Here is a 15,687-nt window from a genome sequence, read left to right on the forward strand (position 1 = left end):
GGATCTTCGGCAGTTCAGCCAGTTATCAGACGGGAGAGATCGTTGTAGAAAGCCAGCACCATCAGGCCTATCAACATGAGCACACCCAGGCGCTGCCCCCATTCCATCAGCCAGGTCGGCAAGGGGCGGCCGCGGATAAGCTCGGCGGTATGATACAGGAAATGCCCCCCATCAAGAACGGGGACGGGCAGCAGGTTCAGCACGGCCAGACTGAGGCTGATAAAGGCAACAAACTGCAGATAGGTCAGCAAGCCCAATGACGCGCTATGCCCGGCATACTCGGCAACGCCAATCGGGCCACTGATTTGCTGCAGATCCGCCAGACCGGTAAACAGATGACCGATCATCCGCACACTGAGGATCGTCAGTTCCCAGGTGTAACGCGCGGCGCTGCCCGCCGCCGCCAACAGTGGCTGGCTATTGGTGAACTGCCGCTTGGCAAGCTCAGCTTCGCTGATGCGTGGCGAGAGGCCGATGCGGCCATACTCCACGCCCTTGGCAACCGCACGCTCCGGGGTGACGACTAGCGTGACGGTCTCGCCATCGCGCTTGAATACCTGCAAGCTCACTGCCTTGCCGGGCGAGCCCTGGATCACTTGCTGAAAATAGCGCCAGCTTTCAACCGGGCGCCCTTCGAGGGCAAGCACCCGATCTCCTTCCTGCAATCCGGCCTGTTGCGCGGGTGAAGCCGGAGTCACGGCGGCAACGAGGCCATCCCAGCCCGAAACCTCCAGCCCGATTTTCTGCACCAGCGCGGGATCATAAGCACTGAAGCCGCCCTTATCGAGCGGCAGCGCCAACATATAGCGCTCACCAGTTGGCCGCTGCAAATGCACGAGCGCCTGCGCAGCCCCGGCCTGCATCAGCAAATGCATGCGCAGCTCTTCCCAGCTGGCAACCGGCCGATCACCGATGGCAAGCACCTGGTCCCCCGCTCGCACACCCGCCTGTGCGGACACCGAATCCGGAACGACGGCACCGATCACCGGGCGAATGGCCGGCAGGCCATAGGCAAAGAGGCCGGTAAACAACAACCAGGCCAGCAAGAAGTTGGCAAGTGGCCCCGCCAGAACAATCAGCATTTTTTGCCAGGCGGGCTTGCCGGAAAACGAGCCCTCGGACCGTGTGCCAAGCAGCTCGCCCTCGTCTTCACCCTGCATTTGCACAAAACCGCCCAGCGGAATCATGGCGATCTGCCAGACCGTCTCTCCGCGTCGCCATTGCAGCAGGGGTTTGCCAAAGCCGATGGAAAACTTGAGTACGGTTACGCCACAGCGCCGCGCCACCCAGTAGTGGCCATACTCGTGAATGGTCACGAGTATGGCGATCATGAGCACGAAGGCGACGACGGTCAGCATGGCAGCCTGTCAACCAAGGCGCCGGCCTGCTCGCGCGCCCACGCATCGGCCAGCAAGAGGGATTCAATCGAAGCTGCGTCGCAGTCACACGGCAGCGCCAGCGTCTCGGCAATAACCCGGGGAATGTCGGTAAAACGCAGCCGACTTTCCAGAAATGCGGCAACAGCCACTTCATTGGCGGCATTGAGCACCGCAGTCGCCGCCCCCCCGGCGCGCAGCGCCTCGTAAGCCAATGCCAGACAGGGGAAACGCTGCAAATCAGGTGCTTCAAAATCCAGCCGGCCGATTTCAGCCAGATTGAGCCGTTTGGCGCCGGTTGCAACGCGCAGCGGATAGGCCAGCCCGTAGGCAATGGGAATGCGCATGTCCGGACTGCCCAACTGGGCAAGCACGGACCCATCGACACATTCGACCATGGAGTGGATGACACTTTGCGGATGGACAACGACCTCGATCGCGTCTGCCGGCGCATTGAACAGCCAGCGCGCCTCGATGACCTCCAAGCCTTTGTTCATCATGCTGGCTGAATCGACGGAAATCTTGCGCCCCATGGACCAGTTCGGGTGCCTGACCGCCTCTTCCGGCGTGACCGCCGCAAGGCTGGCAAGATCCCGCTGCCGGAATGGCCCGCCTGATGCGGTGAGGATGATCTTGGCTATGCCGGCATCCTGCAGGGACATGGCATAGGGCTGCTCGCGAAACGCTGCGGGCAGCGACTGGAAAATGGCGTTGTGCTCGCTGTCGATGGGCAGCAACTCCGCACCGCTGGCACGCACGGCATCCATGAATAACTGGCCGGCGAGCACCAGGGTTTCCTTGTTTGCGAGCAGCACGCGCTTGCCGGCACAAGCAGCTGCCAGCGTAGCGGGCATGCCGGCCGAGCCGACGATGGCGGCCATGACCGTATCCACCTCAGGCAGGGTGGCAACCCTGATCAGCGCATCGCCACCTGCCAGCACCTCGGTCTCGACCCCGCGCGCGCGCAGCAGGCCAGACAGCCGCTCTGCGGCGGACTCGTCCAGTACTGCGGCATAACGCGGCCGGTGACGCTCACAGGCATCGGCCAGCTTGTCGAGCTGTGACGAGCCGGTAAGGGCAACGACTTCATAACACTCGGGGTGACGGGCAATCACATCCAGCGTATTGCTGCCAATGCTCCCGGTTGCCCCCAGGATGGTGATACGGCGAACAGGCCCGGCCATGGCAAGACTCAATGCGGAAAGGAATTAAGGAAGGAGAGCAGCTGGATGGCTGCCGCAACGGGCAGCAAGGCCAGCAGACTATCGGTGCGATCCAGCACCCCGCCGTGACCGGGCAGCAGATTGCTGCTGTCCTTCATGCCGGCCTGGCGCTTGAAAAGGGATTCGAGCAGATCGCCAACGATGCTGACACACATGAGGACAAGCCCGAACAGGACCCAGAGCGCTTGCTGCACCAGCGGCTGTCGTGCCCAGTCAAAACCGGTGAAAAGGGGAAACGCATGGGGTATTTGAGGAAACGCATAGGGTATTGCCACACAATACACGGCCACAAAGAGCCCGGCACCCAATACCCCCTCCCAGGTTTTGCCTGGACTGATTTGCGGGGCAAGCTTGTGCCTGCCAAACGCCTTGCCGCTGAAATAAGCCGCCGTATCCGCCACCCAGGCGATCGCCAGCAGGGACAGCAGCACCCAGCCACTGTCACCCCGCAGCACGGCCAGCACCGTCACAGCGGGAATGATCACAGCCCAGCCCAGCAGGACATTCAGATTCCCCGCCTCGCGCAAAGACCACTTTCTGGCCAGCCAGCATGGCGCCAGCACACACCAGAACAGTGCAGCAGCAAGCTGCATGGCCAGCAGGACGTGAATATCCGGCCTGCTGTATACGATCAGCGCCAGCAGCACGGCCGACAGGCCCGGATAGATCTGGCGCACGATGCCGCGCAAGCCGGCCAGTCGCCCCCACTCCCAGGCCAGCAGCCCGGCAAAACCGGCACACAAGGCCGCCCACCAGTGCGTGGGCAACCAGAGCAGGGCCGCAAGAAACGCCGGCAACAGCACCAGCGCGGTAAGAATCCGGGTTTTCAGCATTGATCAGCCCTGCGGCGGTAAATCGGAAGACTGCAATTGCTCGCTGATGCGACCAAAACGGCGTTCGCGCCCCTGATACCATTCAATGGCCTGGCTCAGGGCCGGTCCGTCAAAGTCCGGCCATGACGCATCGGTGAAATAAAGCTCGGTGTAGGCCAGTTGCCAGATCAGGAAGTTGCTGATGCGCTGTTCACCGCCAGTGCGGATGAAGAGATCCGGCTCCGGGGCATAGGCCATGGCAAGATAGGGCTGCAGATCAGCCTCGCCGAAGCCGGCGACACACTCCGGACGCTCGGCCAGCAGGCGGCGCGTCGCCTGCAGGATATCCCAGCGGCCGCCGTAGTCGGCAGCGACGGTCAGCGTCAGACCGTCATTGCCGGCAGTATCTGCTTCAGCCTGCTCGATCAGCGCCACCAGTTCGGGCGAAAAGCGCTCGCGCGAGCCAATGATCTTGAGACGGATATTGTTGCGCCGCATCTTGTCGACTTCGGTCTGCAAGGCCTGCAGGAAGAGTCCCATCAGGAAGCTGACCTCATCAGCGGGCCTGCGCCAGTTTTCACTGGAAAACGCAAACACCGTCACGTAGTCAACACCGCGCTCCTCGCAGGCGCGCACAACGTCGCGCAGCGCCTCCACGCCCTTCTTGTGTCCGTAGACGCGGGGCATGAGGCGTTTCTTGGCCCAGCGGCCATTGCCATCCATGATGATGGCAATGTGCCTGGGTACCGGAAGAGCGGCACCCGCCGCCTCCCGGGCATTGCTTGAGAACAGAGCCATGAGCGGGCGCCTTAGACGGCCATCAGCTCTTTCTCTTTGTCGGCCAGCTGCTTGTCAACTTCAGCGATGTACTTGTCGGTCAGCTTCTGGATCTCGTCCTGGCCACGACGCTCGTCGTCCTCGGAAATTTCCTTGTCCTTCAAAAGGCGCTTGAGCTGATCATTGCCATCGCGACGCACGTTGCGCACGGCAACACGCGCATCTTCGGCTTCGCTGCGCACAACCTTGACCAGATCCTTGCGGCGCTCTTCGGTGAGCATCGGCATCGGCACGCGAATCAGGTCGCCATTGGTCGCCGGATTGAGACCGAGGTCGGAGTCGCGAATGGCCTTCTCAATCTTGGCCACCATGCTCTTCTCCCAAGGCTGCACTGCCAGGGTGCGCGCGTCGGAGGCAGTCACGTTGGCCACCTGGCTCAGCGGGACCATGCTGCCATAGTAATCCACCTGCACCTGATCGAGAAAACCCGGATGGGCGCGGCCGGTACGCACCTTGCCCAAGTTGGCCTTCAGGGTCTCGACCGACTTCTGCATCTTGCTTTCGGTAGTTTGCTTGATTTCTGCAATCATTCTCTTGTTCCTCGCAACAACAAAAACAGGCGGCCAGAGCCGCCTGTCAGCATCCGGATACTCAAACTCAGCAGTGTACCAGCGTGCCCTCGTCTTCCCCAAGCACTACGCGCTTGAGCGCGCCCTGCTTGAAGATGCTGAACACGCACAGATTCATCTTCTGGTCACGACACAGGGCAAAAGCCGTGGCGTCCATCACCTTCAGATTGCGGCCGATGGCCTCGTCAAAGGTCAGCGTGTGATAGCGCACCGCATCCGGATTCTTCTTCGGATCATCGGTATAGACGCCATCCACCTTGGTGGCCTTCAGCACGATGTCCGCGCCGACTTCCATTCCGCGCAGCGCTGCAGCGGTATCGGTGGTAAAGAAGGGATTGCCCGTGCCGGCGCCAAAAATGACCACCTTGTTCTCTTCAAGGTAACGGATGGCCTTGCCGCGAATATAGGGCTCGGCGACCTGCTGGATGGTCAGGGCGGACTGCACGCGCGAAACAATTCCGGCGTGGCGCATGGCATCCTGCAGGGCCAGCGCATTCATCACGGTGGCCAGCATGCCCATGTAATCAGCGGTCGCGCGATCCATGCCGGCAGCGGCCGGCGCAACGCCGCGGAAGATGTTGCCGCCACCAATCACCACGCCCACCTGCACACCGAGATCAACAACACCCTTGATTTCCTGGACGATGCGCTCGATCGTTCCCCGGTTAATCCCGTAGCTATCATCCCCCATCAGTGCTTCGCCGGAGAGTTTCAGCAAAATGCGTTGATACTTGGGCGCTTGGCTCATGCGATATTCCTTTTCAATTAGTGGACAGCCTTGTCGGCGGATAGCCGGGTGCACAAACGCCGCGCGAAACCGCGCGGCGTTTGGCAATACATACTACTTATAAGCGAAAAATCAGAGCTTGGCAGCAGCAGCCACTTCAGCTGCGTAGTCCACAACCTTCTTCTCGATGCCTTCGCCGACAACCAGCATGGCAAACTGGTTGATCGTGGCCGACTTGGCCTTGATCAGTTGCTCGATGGTTTGCTTGCCATCTTCAGCCTTCACGAACACCTGGTTCAGCAGGGTCACTTCCTTCAGGAACTTCTGCACGGTGCCTTCAGCGATCTTTTCCAGCATGTCGACCGGCTTGCCGGCTTCCTTGGCACGCTCGATGGCCACGCGACGCTCGGTTTCGATCAGCTCGGCATCAACACCGGACGCATCCAGCGCCTTCGGCTTGCTGGCGGCAATGTGCATGGCCAGATCCTTGCCCAGCAGCTCGTCGCCGCCGTTCAGGTCAACCAGCACGCCAATCTTGGCGCCGTGCAGGTAGGCAGCCAGCTGGCCTTCGGTGGTGTAGCGCACGAAGCGACGCAGGGTCATGTTTTCGCCCAGCTTGGCGATGATGGCCTTGCGCAGGTCTTCCACGGTTTCGCCGGAGTCGGTCTTGGCGGCAGCCAGCTCTTCGACATTGGCCGGATTCGCGTCAACCACGGCCTTGGCCACGGTGCGGGCAAAAGCGGCAAAGCCTTCATCCTTGCCCACGAAATCGGTTTCGCAGTTCACTTCAACGATGGCGCCAGTCTTCTTGTCGTCAGTGATGAAGGCAACCACAACACCTTCGGCAGCGGTACGGCCAGCCATCTTGGAAGCCTTGTTGCCGGACTTGATGCGCAGCAGCTCTTCAGCCTTGGCCACGTCACCTTCGGTTTCAACCAGTGCCTTCTTGCACTCCATCATGCCCAGGCCAGTCAGCTCGCGCAGTTCGGCAACCATCTTTGCGGTGATATCCGCCATGATCAATTCTCCAGATAATTCAGGTTTGTTCAGTGTATTCGGGCGCCATTACAGAATGGCGCAACAGATCCGTACGCTACGAAAAAGGGGCTCATCGCCCCTTTTTCGATCAGTGCAGCCGGAACAATCAGGCAGCGGCAGCTTCGTCGCTGGCAGCAGCGGCGGCTACGATTTCCTGCACAGCCTGGTTGCGGCCTTCCAGGATCGCATCGGCGATACCACGGGCATACAGACGGATGGCGCGCGAGGAATCGTCGTTACCCGGGATTACGTAGTCGATGCCTTCCGGGTTGTTGTTGGTATCAACAACACCGATAACCGGGATGCCCAGCTTCTTGGCTTCAACGATGGTGCCCTTCTGGTAACCGGTGTCGATTACGAAAATTGCGTCCGGCAGACCGCCCATGTCCTTGATGCCGCCCAGCGAGCGCTCGAGCTTTTCAACTTCGCGGGTCATGTCCAGCAGTTCTTTCTTGCCATAGCCGGCGCTTTCGTCAGCCAGTACAGCCTTCATGTCGTTCAGGCGCTTGATGGACTGCTTGACCGTCTTGTAGTTGGTCAGCATGCCGCCCAGCCAGCGGTGATCAACAAACGGAGCGCCGGCGCGTTGCGCTTCTTCGGCAACGATTTCGCGCGCTGCGCGCTTGGTGCCCACGAACAGCACGGAACCCTTGTTGGCCGACAGGCGACGCACGAACTTTTGCGCCTCTTCGAACAGCGGCAGGGTCTTTTCCAGGTTGATGATGTGGATCTTGTTGCGTGCGCCGAAGATGTATTGACCCATCTTCGGGTTCCAGTAACGGGTTTGGTGGCCGAAGTGAACGCCGGCTTCCAGCATATCGCGCATGCTAACGGACATCTTTAATTCTCCAGATTTGTCACAAGGTTAGGACTACCTTCCGCAGGAACGGCCTGTTCGCACTTGGCGTGGCGCACCCGTGACGGCACGGAAGGGAGATTGACCCGCGCCGAACCATTCAGCGCGGAAAACGCAAGATTATAAGCCGATTCGCGCGCCGGGTTCAAGAACCCGCACAGGCAGCCCCGGGCAGGGCCGCGCAAAGGCTGCCCAGGCGCAGGCGCGCCTCGGTGGCCAGCGCGGTATCACCCTCCGCCTCGGCAATGCGGATCAGCAGGCGGTAATCGTCCTGCAGCCAGCGCGGCTCGGCCAGTTCGCGGTCGATTGCCAATGCTGCCAGCAGGGATGAGCGCGCTTCAGCAAGCCGCCCCAGCAGCAGCAGCGCCTCGGCTGCCGTGCGCAGGGCATGGCTGCGCTCGGCCGGCGCCAGCTCGGCGTGCGCCGCCAGGTCTTGCGCAAGTGCCAGCGCCTGGACTGGTTCTGCGGCCCGCAGGTGCAGGCGGGCGTGCAGATTGGTGATGGCGGCTTGCCAGCTGCAGGCGTGACTGCGGCAATATGCCTCGGCACGCGCCAGTTCCAGCGCGGCGTCACCGCCGGCGCCAAGCAGCGACAAGCGGGCGCGCAGCAGCGCGGCCATGGCCTGTTGCTCTTCCGGATAGAGGGTATTGGGCTGCAGCTCAACAAGTAATTTGGCCGCAGCAGCATACCCCTCAATGCGCATCTGCAATTGCGCCTGAGAAAGGCGCGCCGTGCCCTGTGCCGCCCAGTCATCAAGCAGCTGCGCGGTCTGTTGGGCGCTTTGCCATTTGGCAATGGCGCTCAACCAGCGCCCCTGGCGCTCGGCGGCACGCGCAGCCAGCATGTGCTGCGCCAGCTCCTGGCGCAGGGCCGGCGTCACCGGCGGCGGCGTACTGCTGCACGCCGCCAGCAGCACCGGGATGAGCAACAGGCACAGCAGTGATCTCACCCGCTTCATGGCCGGCTCTCCGGCACGAAGCTCACCACCGGTTCGGGCGGCAACAGTGATTTGAGTGGCCAGCTCTGCTGCAGGCCGTTGAGCGTGGCGCCCGCATCGTAAAGCAGCTCGTCGGCATTGCGCACCATGCCGGGAATTTGCGGCGCCGCCTGCTCGCCGGTCTGGCGCAGCAGCGCCATCGTGGCGCTGGCGTCGGCGGCCGTCTGCTTGAAGCTGGCAAGACCAGACGCCGTGTCGGCCAGCATGCCCGGCAGTTGCTGCTGCAATTCGGCGGCGATCTGGTCGGTACGCTGCAAGAGCGCATCGGTGTGCTGCAGCGTCTGGCGCAATTCGCCGTCACTGAGATTACTGAGGTTGAGCAGCAGCTGGCTGAGCTGCTCGCGCGTCTGCCGCAACTCGGCGGTCATGTTCTGCACATTGGCGACGGTTTTGCGCACATCACCCTGCGGGTCGTTGATGTATTGCATGGTATTGCGCATTTCGTCGAGCAGCGGCAGGGTGCGGTTGCGCAAATCCTGGGCAATGTCCGAAAGCCCCATGGCCGGCACAAAGGTCAGCGTGCCGTCTTCCTGCAGCTGCTTGGCGGCGGGAGAACCACCGGCGATCTCGATGAAGTGGTCACCAACCAGCCCGTCCTGCTGGAGAATCGCCAGCGCATCGTCCTTCACCCACTTCATGTAACGGGTTTCGATCAGCAGGGTGACATCGACGCGCGCCTCGTTGTTGAGCTGCACATCATCGACCACGCCAATGCGAAAACCCGACAGGCGCACCTGCAGGCCCGGCGCCAGTCCGGTGCCGTTTTCCGCCAGCAACTGGATGCGGGTCTTGTCGCGAAAGAGCCCACTGCGCTCGCCGAGAAAACCGGCCAGCACCAGCAGAATGCCCAGCAGCAGCAAGGCCGTCAGCCCCACCCGCCAGCCCAGCAGGCGAAAACGCGGATCCTGGTCACGCAAAATCGATACAGCCATTCATTCATCCACCGACAGATAAGCACTCAGGACGCCGGAAGCCGTTTCGTCCCAGGGGCAAAAACCGGCTGGCACCGGCTGATGCGAGACCACCAGCAGGGCCAGCTCGCCATGCTGGTCAAGCTGGCGACGCAGGAGACCGGGCTGCTCGGCCAGACGCCACCAGTCCGCATCGGCCAGCAGCAGCCGGGCATCGGCCAGCAAACCGCGCAGCAACTGCACCAGACGACGCTGGGCGGGCTCCAGGGCCTGCGGCAAGGCGTGCAGAAAACGCAGCAGCTCGGCCTCATCCCAATCCAGCAGGGCCAGCTTGGCCTGCAATCGCTCTTCCAGATCGGCCGGCTCGGCCATTTGATGGTACCACGCGGGCAAGGCGATGTTTTCCCAGACCCGCAGGTTGCTGACCAGCACCGCCCGCCCCTCCTGAACGCTGACACGCCCCCGCAAGCGCGGCTGCCAATGCGCGGCCAGCGCCTCGATGGCCGGATCAATGGCCTCGTGCGGCGGCAGATACAGCCAGTAACGGTGTTCGGGATGGAGACTCATCGCAGGAAGGCCCAGCACAAATCGAGCGTAAAGAGCGCGCCCATGCCGTGCATGACCGCCATCGACGCCGCGCGCGGCACCTCGGTCGGCAGCGCGGCCACGCTGAGCCCCGCCCGGCAGGCCAGCATGGCGGCAGCCAGACCGAAACTGAGCGACTTCGGCAGCAGCAGCAGTACGGCGGACCAGGACAATACACGCTCCAGATTGATGATCTGGTAGCTGACATCGCTGCCTGCTGCCACCAGCATGCCGCCAGCCAGCGCTGCCAGCGCCATGCAGGCCGACAGCAGCATGGCAGACAGCGCCATGCCCAGCACACGGGGCAGCAAGAGATAGCTGCGGATATCGATGGCCATCAGTTGCAGGGCACGAAACTCGCCATGCATGCGCATGTTTGCCAGTTCGCTGGCAATCGCCGAGGACGAACGGGCAATCATCACCAGCCCCGCCAGCAGGGGAGCAAATTCGGAAAAGGTCAGCGAACCCAGCAGGCGCAGTGCGGTGTCGCGGCTCTGCCCATATTGCATGTGCAAGAGCACGACCACGATGGCCCCCAGCGCGAAACCGATCAGCGAAACCAGCAGATAGGCCTCGTTGGCCGTGAAAAACAGCTGCTTGTACAACACGCGCCGCACCGGCGCATGCCGCAAGGCCGGCAGCGTGCGCCAGAGCGCCCACAGGGAAGAAGATGCCGCCGAGTTTTGCAAGCTCCGATCCGCGCGATGAGAATATAATCGCTGCATTCTATACCGAGCCGCCACACTGATGTCTCCCCTTGCCTTTCTGCTGATCGGTCTGGGCGCCGCCGCCGGAGCCTGGTCACGCTGGCTGCTGGGGCTCTGGCTGAACCCGCTGCTGCCCAGCCTGCCGCTGGGGACGCTGAGCGCCAACCTGATCGGCGGCTATCTCATGGGCATCGCACTGGGCCTGTTTCAGCACTGGCCGGCGCTCAGCCCCGAACTGCGCCTGATGATCACCACCGGCTTTCTGGGCGGGCTGACCACCTTCTCCACCTTTTCCGCCGAAACCACAACCATGTTCCTGCGTCAGCAATTCGCACTGGGCCTGGGCACGATCGCGCTGCATGTGGCCGGCTCGCTGACGCTGACCTGGCTGGGTCTACTCAGCGTCAACCAGCTGCTGCCGCGGGGCTGACAGCAAGTCGAAACAAAGGACAGCCATGGAATTGTTGCGCTTCTACGTACAGCAGAACCGCCGCCACGCCGGGACACCCGTCTATCAGTGGCTGCTCGCCCGCGCGCACGAACTGGGGGCCAGCGGCGGCACTGCCTTTCATGCCCTGGCCGGCTTCGGTCGTCATGGCTGGCACAGCCAGGGCTTTTTCGAGCTGGCTGGCGATGTGCCGGTGGCCGTGGAAATCATCGCCCCGGCGGAGCTGCTCGACCGGCTGCTGGCCACAATCAGCACCGAACAGCTGGCACTGCCCTGGCTGCGCGTGCCGGTCGCTTACGGCTACACCGGTGCGCAAGCCTCGGACTGAGTAACCAGGCTATAAGCCGGATTGTTTTTTTCGATTAGCCGCAAGCTCACCGCTTCGACTAGACTAGCGCCGATTTTGCAGGGCGGCTTTTGAAGCGCCCTGCCCCCGTTCATTTCTGGAGGATGCTCATGGCCACAACCCACCACCCGCTGCTGATTCTCGGCTCCGGCCCCGCCGGTTACACCGCCGCCGTTTACGCCGCGCGCGCCAACCTCAAGCCCGTCGTCATCACCGGCCTGGCCCAGGGTGGCCAGCTGATGACCACCACCGACGTGGACAACTGGCCCGCCGACGCCGATGGCGTACTGGGCCCGGAGCTGATGGCGCGCTTTGAAAAGCATGCCCGCCGTTTCGGCACCGAAATGATCTTTGATCACATCCACACCGTCGACCTCAAGGCCACCCCGAAGAAGCTGATCGGTGACGCCGGCGAATACACCTGCGACGCGCTGATCATCGCGACCGGTGCCTCCGCCCAGTATCTGGGCCTGCCCAGCGAAGAAGCCTTCTCCGGCCGCGGCGTATCGGCCTGCGCCACCTGCGACGGCTTTTTCTACCGCGGCCAGAAGGTCGCCGTGGTCGGCGGCGGCAACACCGCCGTGGAAGAAGCACTGTATCTGGCCAACATCGCCGAACACGTCACGCTGATCCACCGCCGCGACACCTTCCGCGCCGAGAAGATTCTCGTCGATCATCTGATGGAAAAGGTCGAGGCCGGCAAGATCAGCCTGGCGCTGAACCAGACGCTGGACGAAGTGCTGGGCGACGCCTCGGGCGTGACCGGCGTACGCCTGAAGTCGGCACAGGATGGCGCCACGAGCGAACTGGCGCTGACCGGCGTCTTCATCGCCATCGGCCACAAGCCCAATACCGACATCTTCAAGGGCCAGCTGGACATGGATGCCACCGGTTACATCATCACCAGGGGCGGTCGTGACGGCAATGCCACCGCCACCAGCGTGCCGGGTGTTTTCGCCGCCGGCGACGTGCAGGACCACATCTACCGTCAGGCCGTAACCAGCGCGGCCTCGGGCTGCCAGGCCGCGCTCGACGCCGACCGCTATCTGGAAAGCCTGCGCTGATCCTCCAGCCCCCCGGCCAAGCCGGGGGGCTGGGTTCTGCTGATGCCTTGCCTGCGGTCGCGCTGGCGCGCTTTTGGCCTGACACATGGCTTCCAAAGCCATCGCATCCAACGACGGTGCATGGTCCTTGTGTCTTGTTTCAGGCCAAAACCGCAGCAATGGGCCGCGGCGCAAAAACATCAACCAAAGCTGACAGCAGTTCCTACCAGTATTTTTCAAACGCCATCTGCCCGCGCACACCGCACCGGGTCGTGCTGAAGCCAAGGCCGGCCAGCAACTGGCGCAATTCGGCAGTCATGTCGGGATTGCCGCAGATCATCAGCCGCGAATCCTGCACCGTCAAAGCGCAGCCGGCGGCGCACTCCAGCCGGCCATCCTGCAGCAACAGCGGAATGCGCTGCGCCAGTGCAGTCGCCCCCGGCTCGCGCGTGACAATCGGCAGGTAGCGCAACTGCGCGCCACCTTCGGCCAGCACCGGGTCATCCTGCAAGCTGGCAATGTCATTGCGGTAGGCCAGTTCATTGACGTGACGCACGCTGTGCACGACGACAAGCCGTTTGAAATCCTGCCAGACTGCTGGCTCGCGCAGGATGGACAGCATCGGCCCCAGGCCGGTGCCACTGGCAAGCAGCCACAAATCCTTGCCCGGCGCGAGTTGATCGACCGTCAGAAAACCGAAACTGCTTTTGTCCACCCGCAGTACATCGCCAGGTTGCAGCAACGCCAGTGCGGCAGAAAATGCGCCACCGGGCACCTGGATGGCGAGAAATTCGAGATAGTCGTCATGACTGGCGGACACCAGCGAATAAGGCCGCCAGATCAGCTCACCATCCGGCCCGGGCAGCGCCAAACGGGCATAGTGGCCAGGCTTGAAGCGAAAACCGGGGCTGCGGCTGGTGCGAAACGACAGCATGGTGGGCGACCAGTGGCGCAGCATACTCACCGTTTCCAGAGTCCATTTTTCCATCGCATCCTGTGTCATTTTTCACCTCCGCATACCAGGCGGCAGCAGCGCATGCAGCTTCGCCTGGCGAAGCACAATTTGCGGCGAAAGCCACAAAACCATCGGGTATACCTCCATAGGCAATTGCCTTTAAAGGCTACAGAGCCATATACCCGACCGTATATCACCCCTCCTTCCCGTCTGGCCTGGGCAGCAGATAGATCGGCAGGTGGCGGGCGGACCAGAGCGCGAACGCCAGTACCATGCCGCCGCCGGCAAGCAGCAGCAACGGTATGCGCAGTGCGGACAGCCATTCGCCCAGGAGGCGCAGCAGCGTCAGGGTCTGCAGCAGCCAGAACAGCGTCCACGTCAGCCGACCGGCGACGAGTGCGCGACCGGAGTGGCCGAGCGTGACGCGGGTGACGAAGGCCAGCAGCATGGACAGCATGAAACCCAGCGCCAACGCGTGCAGGCCGGCATGGCCCGAGCCGCTGAGGGGCGAAACAATCGGGCCGGTTTCCAGCACCAGCAGCGCCATTCCCAGCCCGGCCCACAGAAAGGCGATGTGCTGCATCGCCAGCAGCGGCACGCGGAATGATTTGCGCAACTGCCAGCGCCAGCTGGTGTACAGCAGCAGCGCGGCCAGCGCTGCATCAACAGGGTATGTCGCTACAGCCAATACACTTAAAAGGCCATGGAGCCATACCCCGCCAACCATCATGTAAAGCAACCAGTCCGGCCGCCAGGACACATAGGGCTGCAGCACGTTCACCGAGAAAAACGGCAGCATGCGGTGGCAGACCACCAGAAACACCGGCAGCAGCATCCCCCACAGCAGCAGGGTCTCAGAGTGCGCAAGCCACTGCCACTGCGCAGTGATGGCCACAAAGGCGTACAGCGCCAGCGCCGTTGCTCCCAGCGCGAAGGCCGCCAGAATCAGCATGGCGTGCTTGCGGTCCGGCGCGTGGCTGGCGCGGATGCGTCCGGCCCAGATCAGGCAGGCCCACAGCCAGGCCAGTGCCTGCAACACACTGGCGCCAGCCCAGAGGATGGGCAAGCGCGTTGCCAGCAGCAGCCCGACGCTACCCAGCGCATAGGGCACGATGGCGGCGAGCCAGGTCGGTGTGGCTGGCGGCGCTACACCCAGCCACTTCGGCCCGGCGGTGTAGATGAAGCCCAACATGAACACCGGGAAAAAGCCGCCCAGCATCAGCTGCCCGTGCAGGAAACTCGGCGGCAGCTGCGAAACGCTTATGCCAAAGGTGCGCCCTGCCAGCTCCAGCAGCCACCACAGCAAGGCCAGCAGCAGCACGCCGCCGCCCAGAAAGAAACCGGCGCGATGCGGGGCCAGCGAAAGCTGGCGCAACGATAATCCGCCCCTGGACAGACCCGGCGACGGCGTGGCGGCAGAGGTGTTTTCAAGGCGGATGCTCATGGTTTTACTCCCCGCTGCACGCGCAGCCGCCCGAGCCACAGCCGGTATCTGCCGGCGGAGCCTCGAACTGCGGGAACAGCACATTGTTTTCCAGATGGATGTGGCTGACGAGATCATCCGCCAGCTGCCGCAGGCCCGCGTAGAGCGCGCGCCAGGTCGTGCACGCCTCCGCCGGCGGCGTCATGTCACGGGTCAGCGCAGCCAGCCTGTCCAGATTCGCGCCGTGTTCGACGTGCTCGCTGCGCATCATGCCGATCGGATGAACGACGAAGGGATTCCCGCCCGATTTCAGCATCGGGAACAGCACCTGTTCTTCCTTCTGCATGTGCTCCAGCAGCTCGCCTTCGATCTCCGCCAGCAGCGCAGCCAGACCGGCTGGTGTTTCCGGATGGTCGCGATGCACGGCTTCGACGCGCTTGGCCATCGCGATCAGCTCGGGCAGCTGGGCACGGTGCACGTCGTGAAAACGAACCAGAATGTGGTCGATCAGCTCGGAAGCGCTGGCGAATTGCGGCGCAGCATCGCTGCGCTGCAAGGCGGCCAGCTCGATCAGAATCGGCTCGATAGCCAGCCCTTTATCGGCTGCCGCCTGCTTGAGGCTGATCTGGCCGCCACAGCAGTAGTCGAGTTTCAGGCGGCGGAATACGGCAGTCGATCCGGGCAGCGCCACAGCGATCTGGCCGATGGCCTGCGCGGCGTCGATGGGCATTTGCGGGGTAGTCATGGTGGGCTCTCCAGAAAATCAAAAACGTTCACCACAGAGGCACAGAGGAAAGACGAAGCGCGCCGAAAAGTCGGGAGGCCTTTGCTGCC

Annotated in this window: 18 protein-coding genes; 3 read left to right on the forward strand and 15 right to left on the reverse strand. The window is 62.7% G+C overall.

What is annotated here, in order from left to right; genetic code table 11:
• Positions 1–14: 14 nt before the first annotated feature.
• The 12 genes from rseP to C515_RS0105060 all read right to left on the reverse strand — a co-directional run bounded on the left by rseP (position 15) and on the right by C515_RS0105060 (position 10,620).
• Positions 15–1,358 carry an RIP metalloprotease RseP gene (rseP, locus tag C515_RS0105005; RefSeq protein WP_028454643.1) on the reverse strand — a complete coding sequence of 448 codons (1,344 nt, stop codon included), beginning with the start codon at positions 1,356–1,358 and terminating at the stop codon, positions 15–17.
• Positions 1,352–2,560: a 1-deoxy-D-xylulose-5-phosphate reductoisomerase gene (ispC, locus tag C515_RS0105010; RefSeq protein WP_028454644.1), complete on the reverse strand. Its 1,209-nt coding sequence runs from the start codon at positions 2,558–2,560 to the stop codon at positions 1,352–1,354. Before ispC ends, rseP begins: the two co-directional genes overlap by 7 nt.
• Positions 2,561–2,568: 8 nt before the next feature.
• Positions 2,569–3,432 (reverse strand): phosphatidate cytidylyltransferase, encoded by an 864-nt coding sequence (locus C515_RS0105015; RefSeq protein WP_028454645.1) that lies wholly within the window; start codon positions 3,430–3,432, stop codon positions 2,569–2,571.
• 3 nt (positions 3,433–3,435) lie between these two features.
• The gene (uppS, locus tag C515_RS0105020; protein WP_028454646.1) at positions 3,436–4,209 is read right to left on the reverse strand and encodes a polyprenyl diphosphate synthase; all 774 of its coding nucleotides are present in this window, start codon (positions 4,207–4,209) and stop codon (positions 3,436–3,438) included.
• Positions 4,210–4,220: 11 nt separating this feature from the next.
• Positions 4,221–4,778 carry a ribosome recycling factor gene (gene frr / locus C515_RS0105025; protein ID WP_028454647.1) on the reverse strand — a complete coding sequence of 186 codons (558 nt, stop codon included), beginning with the start codon at positions 4,776–4,778 and terminating at the stop codon, positions 4,221–4,223.
• 67 nt (positions 4,779–4,845) lie between these two features.
• Positions 4,846–5,565, reverse strand: coding sequence for a UMP kinase (gene pyrH / locus C515_RS0105030; RefSeq protein WP_028454648.1), 720 nt, complete (start codon positions 5,563–5,565; stop codon positions 4,846–4,848).
• 111 nt (positions 5,566–5,676) lie between these two features.
• Positions 5,677–6,561, reverse strand: coding sequence for a translation elongation factor Ts (tsf, locus tag C515_RS0105035; protein ID WP_028454649.1), 885 nt, complete (start codon positions 6,559–6,561; stop codon positions 5,677–5,679).
• A gap of 127 nt (positions 6,562–6,688) precedes the next feature.
• A complete protein-coding gene (gene rpsB, locus C515_RS0105040; protein WP_028454650.1) occupies positions 6,689–7,420 on the reverse strand; it encodes a 30S ribosomal protein S2 in 732 nt (243 codons plus the stop codon).
• 163 nt (positions 7,421–7,583) lie between these two features.
• Entirely contained in the window at positions 7,584–8,396 is an 813-nt protein-coding gene (locus C515_RS0105045) for a hypothetical protein (protein ID WP_028454651.1), read from the reverse strand.
• Positions 8,393–9,367: an MlaD family protein gene (locus C515_RS0105050; RefSeq protein WP_028454652.1), complete on the reverse strand. Its 975-nt coding sequence runs from the start codon at positions 9,365–9,367 to the stop codon at positions 8,393–8,395. Before C515_RS0105050 ends, C515_RS0105045 begins: the two co-directional genes overlap by 4 nt.
• Positions 9,368–9,913, reverse strand: coding sequence for a hypothetical protein (locus C515_RS0105055; protein ID WP_028454653.1), 546 nt, complete (start codon positions 9,911–9,913; stop codon positions 9,368–9,370).
• Positions 9,910–10,620 (reverse strand): ABC transporter permease, encoded by a 711-nt coding sequence (locus C515_RS0105060; protein WP_028454654.1) that lies wholly within the window; start codon positions 10,618–10,620, stop codon positions 9,910–9,912. The genes C515_RS0105055 and C515_RS0105060 overlap by 4 nt, the downstream gene beginning before the upstream one ends.
• Before the next feature lie 58 nt (positions 10,621–10,678).
• Here C515_RS0105060 and crcB point away from each other — a divergent pair, with 58 nt between their 5' ends.
• The 3 genes from crcB (at position 10,679) to trxB (ending at position 12,496) form a co-directional block, all read left to right on the forward strand.
• Positions 10,679–11,068, forward strand: a complete 390-nt coding sequence (gene crcB, locus C515_RS0105065) for a fluoride efflux transporter CrcB (protein WP_028454655.1) — start codon at positions 10,679–10,681, stop codon at positions 11,066–11,068.
• Positions 11,069–11,093: 25 nt separating this feature from the next.
• Positions 11,094–11,414, forward strand: coding sequence for a DUF190 domain-containing protein (locus tag C515_RS0105070; protein ID WP_028454656.1), 321 nt, complete (start codon positions 11,094–11,096; stop codon positions 11,412–11,414).
• A gap of 128 nt (positions 11,415–11,542) precedes the next feature.
• Entirely contained in the window at positions 11,543–12,496 is a 954-nt protein-coding gene (trxB, locus tag C515_RS0105075; protein ID WP_028454657.1) for a thioredoxin-disulfide reductase, read from the forward strand.
• A gap of 202 nt (positions 12,497–12,698) precedes the next feature.
• Here trxB and C515_RS0105080 read toward each other — a convergent pair whose 3' ends face one another.
• From C515_RS0105080 to ytfE, 3 genes are all read right to left on the reverse strand, one after another.
• Positions 12,699–13,478 (reverse strand): ferredoxin--NADP reductase, encoded by a 780-nt coding sequence (locus C515_RS0105080; protein ID WP_028454658.1) that lies wholly within the window; start codon positions 13,476–13,478, stop codon positions 12,699–12,701.
• A gap of 145 nt (positions 13,479–13,623) precedes the next feature.
• Entirely contained in the window at positions 13,624–14,874 is a 1,251-nt protein-coding gene (locus tag C515_RS19585; RefSeq protein WP_158380780.1) for an NnrS family protein, read from the reverse strand.
• Positions 14,875–14,878: 4 nt separating this feature from the next.
• A complete protein-coding gene (gene ytfE / locus C515_RS0105090) occupies positions 14,879–15,598 on the reverse strand; it encodes an iron-sulfur cluster repair protein YtfE (RefSeq protein ID WP_028454659.1) in 720 nt (239 codons plus the stop codon).
• Between the last annotated feature and the right edge of the window lie 89 nt (positions 15,599–15,687).

The sequence above is a fragment of the Chitinilyticum litopenaei DSM 21440 genome, from assembly GCF_000428145.1.
Taxonomy (GTDB): domain Bacteria; phylum Pseudomonadota; class Gammaproteobacteria; order Burkholderiales; family Chitinibacteraceae; genus Chitinilyticum; species Chitinilyticum litopenaei.

Excerpts from the sequence above, each read along its gene's own strand:
- rseP (WP_028454643.1), bottom strand. The coding sequence starts at position 1,358 with ATGCTGACCGTCGTCGCCTTCGTGCTCATGATCGCCATACTCGTGACC.
- ispC (WP_028454644.1), bottom strand. The coding sequence starts at position 2,560 with ATGGCCGGGCCTGTTCGCCGTATCACCATCCTGGGGGCAACCGGGAGC.
- C515_RS0105015 (WP_028454645.1), bottom strand. The coding sequence starts at position 3,432 with ATGCTGAAAACCCGGATTCTTACCGCGCTGGTGCTGTTGCCGGCGTTT.
- uppS (WP_028454646.1), bottom strand. The coding sequence starts at position 4,209 with ATGGCTCTGTTCTCAAGCAATGCCCGGGAGGCGGCGGGTGCCGCTCTT.
- frr (WP_028454647.1), bottom strand. The coding sequence starts at position 4,778 with ATGATTGCAGAAATCAAGCAAACTACCGAAAGCAAGATGCAGAAGTCG.
- pyrH (WP_028454648.1), bottom strand. The coding sequence starts at position 5,565 with ATGAGCCAAGCGCCCAAGTATCAACGCATTTTGCTGAAACTCTCCGGC.
- tsf (WP_028454649.1), bottom strand. The coding sequence starts at position 6,561 with ATGGCGGATATCACCGCAAAGATGGTTGCCGAACTGCGCGAGCTGACT.
- rpsB (WP_028454650.1), bottom strand. The coding sequence starts at position 7,420 with ATGTCCGTTAGCATGCGCGATATGCTGGAAGCCGGCGTTCACTTCGGC.
- C515_RS0105045 (WP_028454651.1), bottom strand. The coding sequence starts at position 8,396 with ATGAAGCGGGTGAGATCACTGCTGTGCCTGTTGCTCATCCCGGTGCTG.
- C515_RS0105050 (WP_028454652.1), bottom strand. The coding sequence starts at position 9,367 with ATGGCTGTATCGATTTTGCGTGACCAGGATCCGCGTTTTCGCCTGCTG.
- C515_RS0105055 (WP_028454653.1), bottom strand. The coding sequence starts at position 9,913 with ATGAGTCTCCATCCCGAACACCGTTACTGGCTGTATCTGCCGCCGCAC.
- crcB (WP_028454655.1), top strand. The coding sequence starts at position 10,679 with ATGTCTCCCCTTGCCTTTCTGCTGATCGGTCTGGGCGCCGCCGCCGGA.
- C515_RS0105070 (WP_028454656.1), top strand. The coding sequence starts at position 11,094 with ATGGAATTGTTGCGCTTCTACGTACAGCAGAACCGCCGCCACGCCGGG.
- trxB (WP_028454657.1), top strand. The coding sequence starts at position 11,543 with ATGGCCACAACCCACCACCCGCTGCTGATTCTCGGCTCCGGCCCCGCC.
- C515_RS0105080 (WP_028454658.1), bottom strand. The coding sequence starts at position 13,478 with ATGACACAGGATGCGATGGAAAAATGGACTCTGGAAACGGTGAGTATG.
- C515_RS19585 (WP_158380780.1), bottom strand. The coding sequence starts at position 14,874 with ATGAGCATCCGCCTTGAAAACACCTCTGCCGCCACGCCGTCGCCGGGT.
- ytfE (WP_028454659.1), bottom strand. The coding sequence starts at position 15,598 with ATGACTACCCCGCAAATGCCCATCGACGCCGCGCAGGCCATCGGCCAG.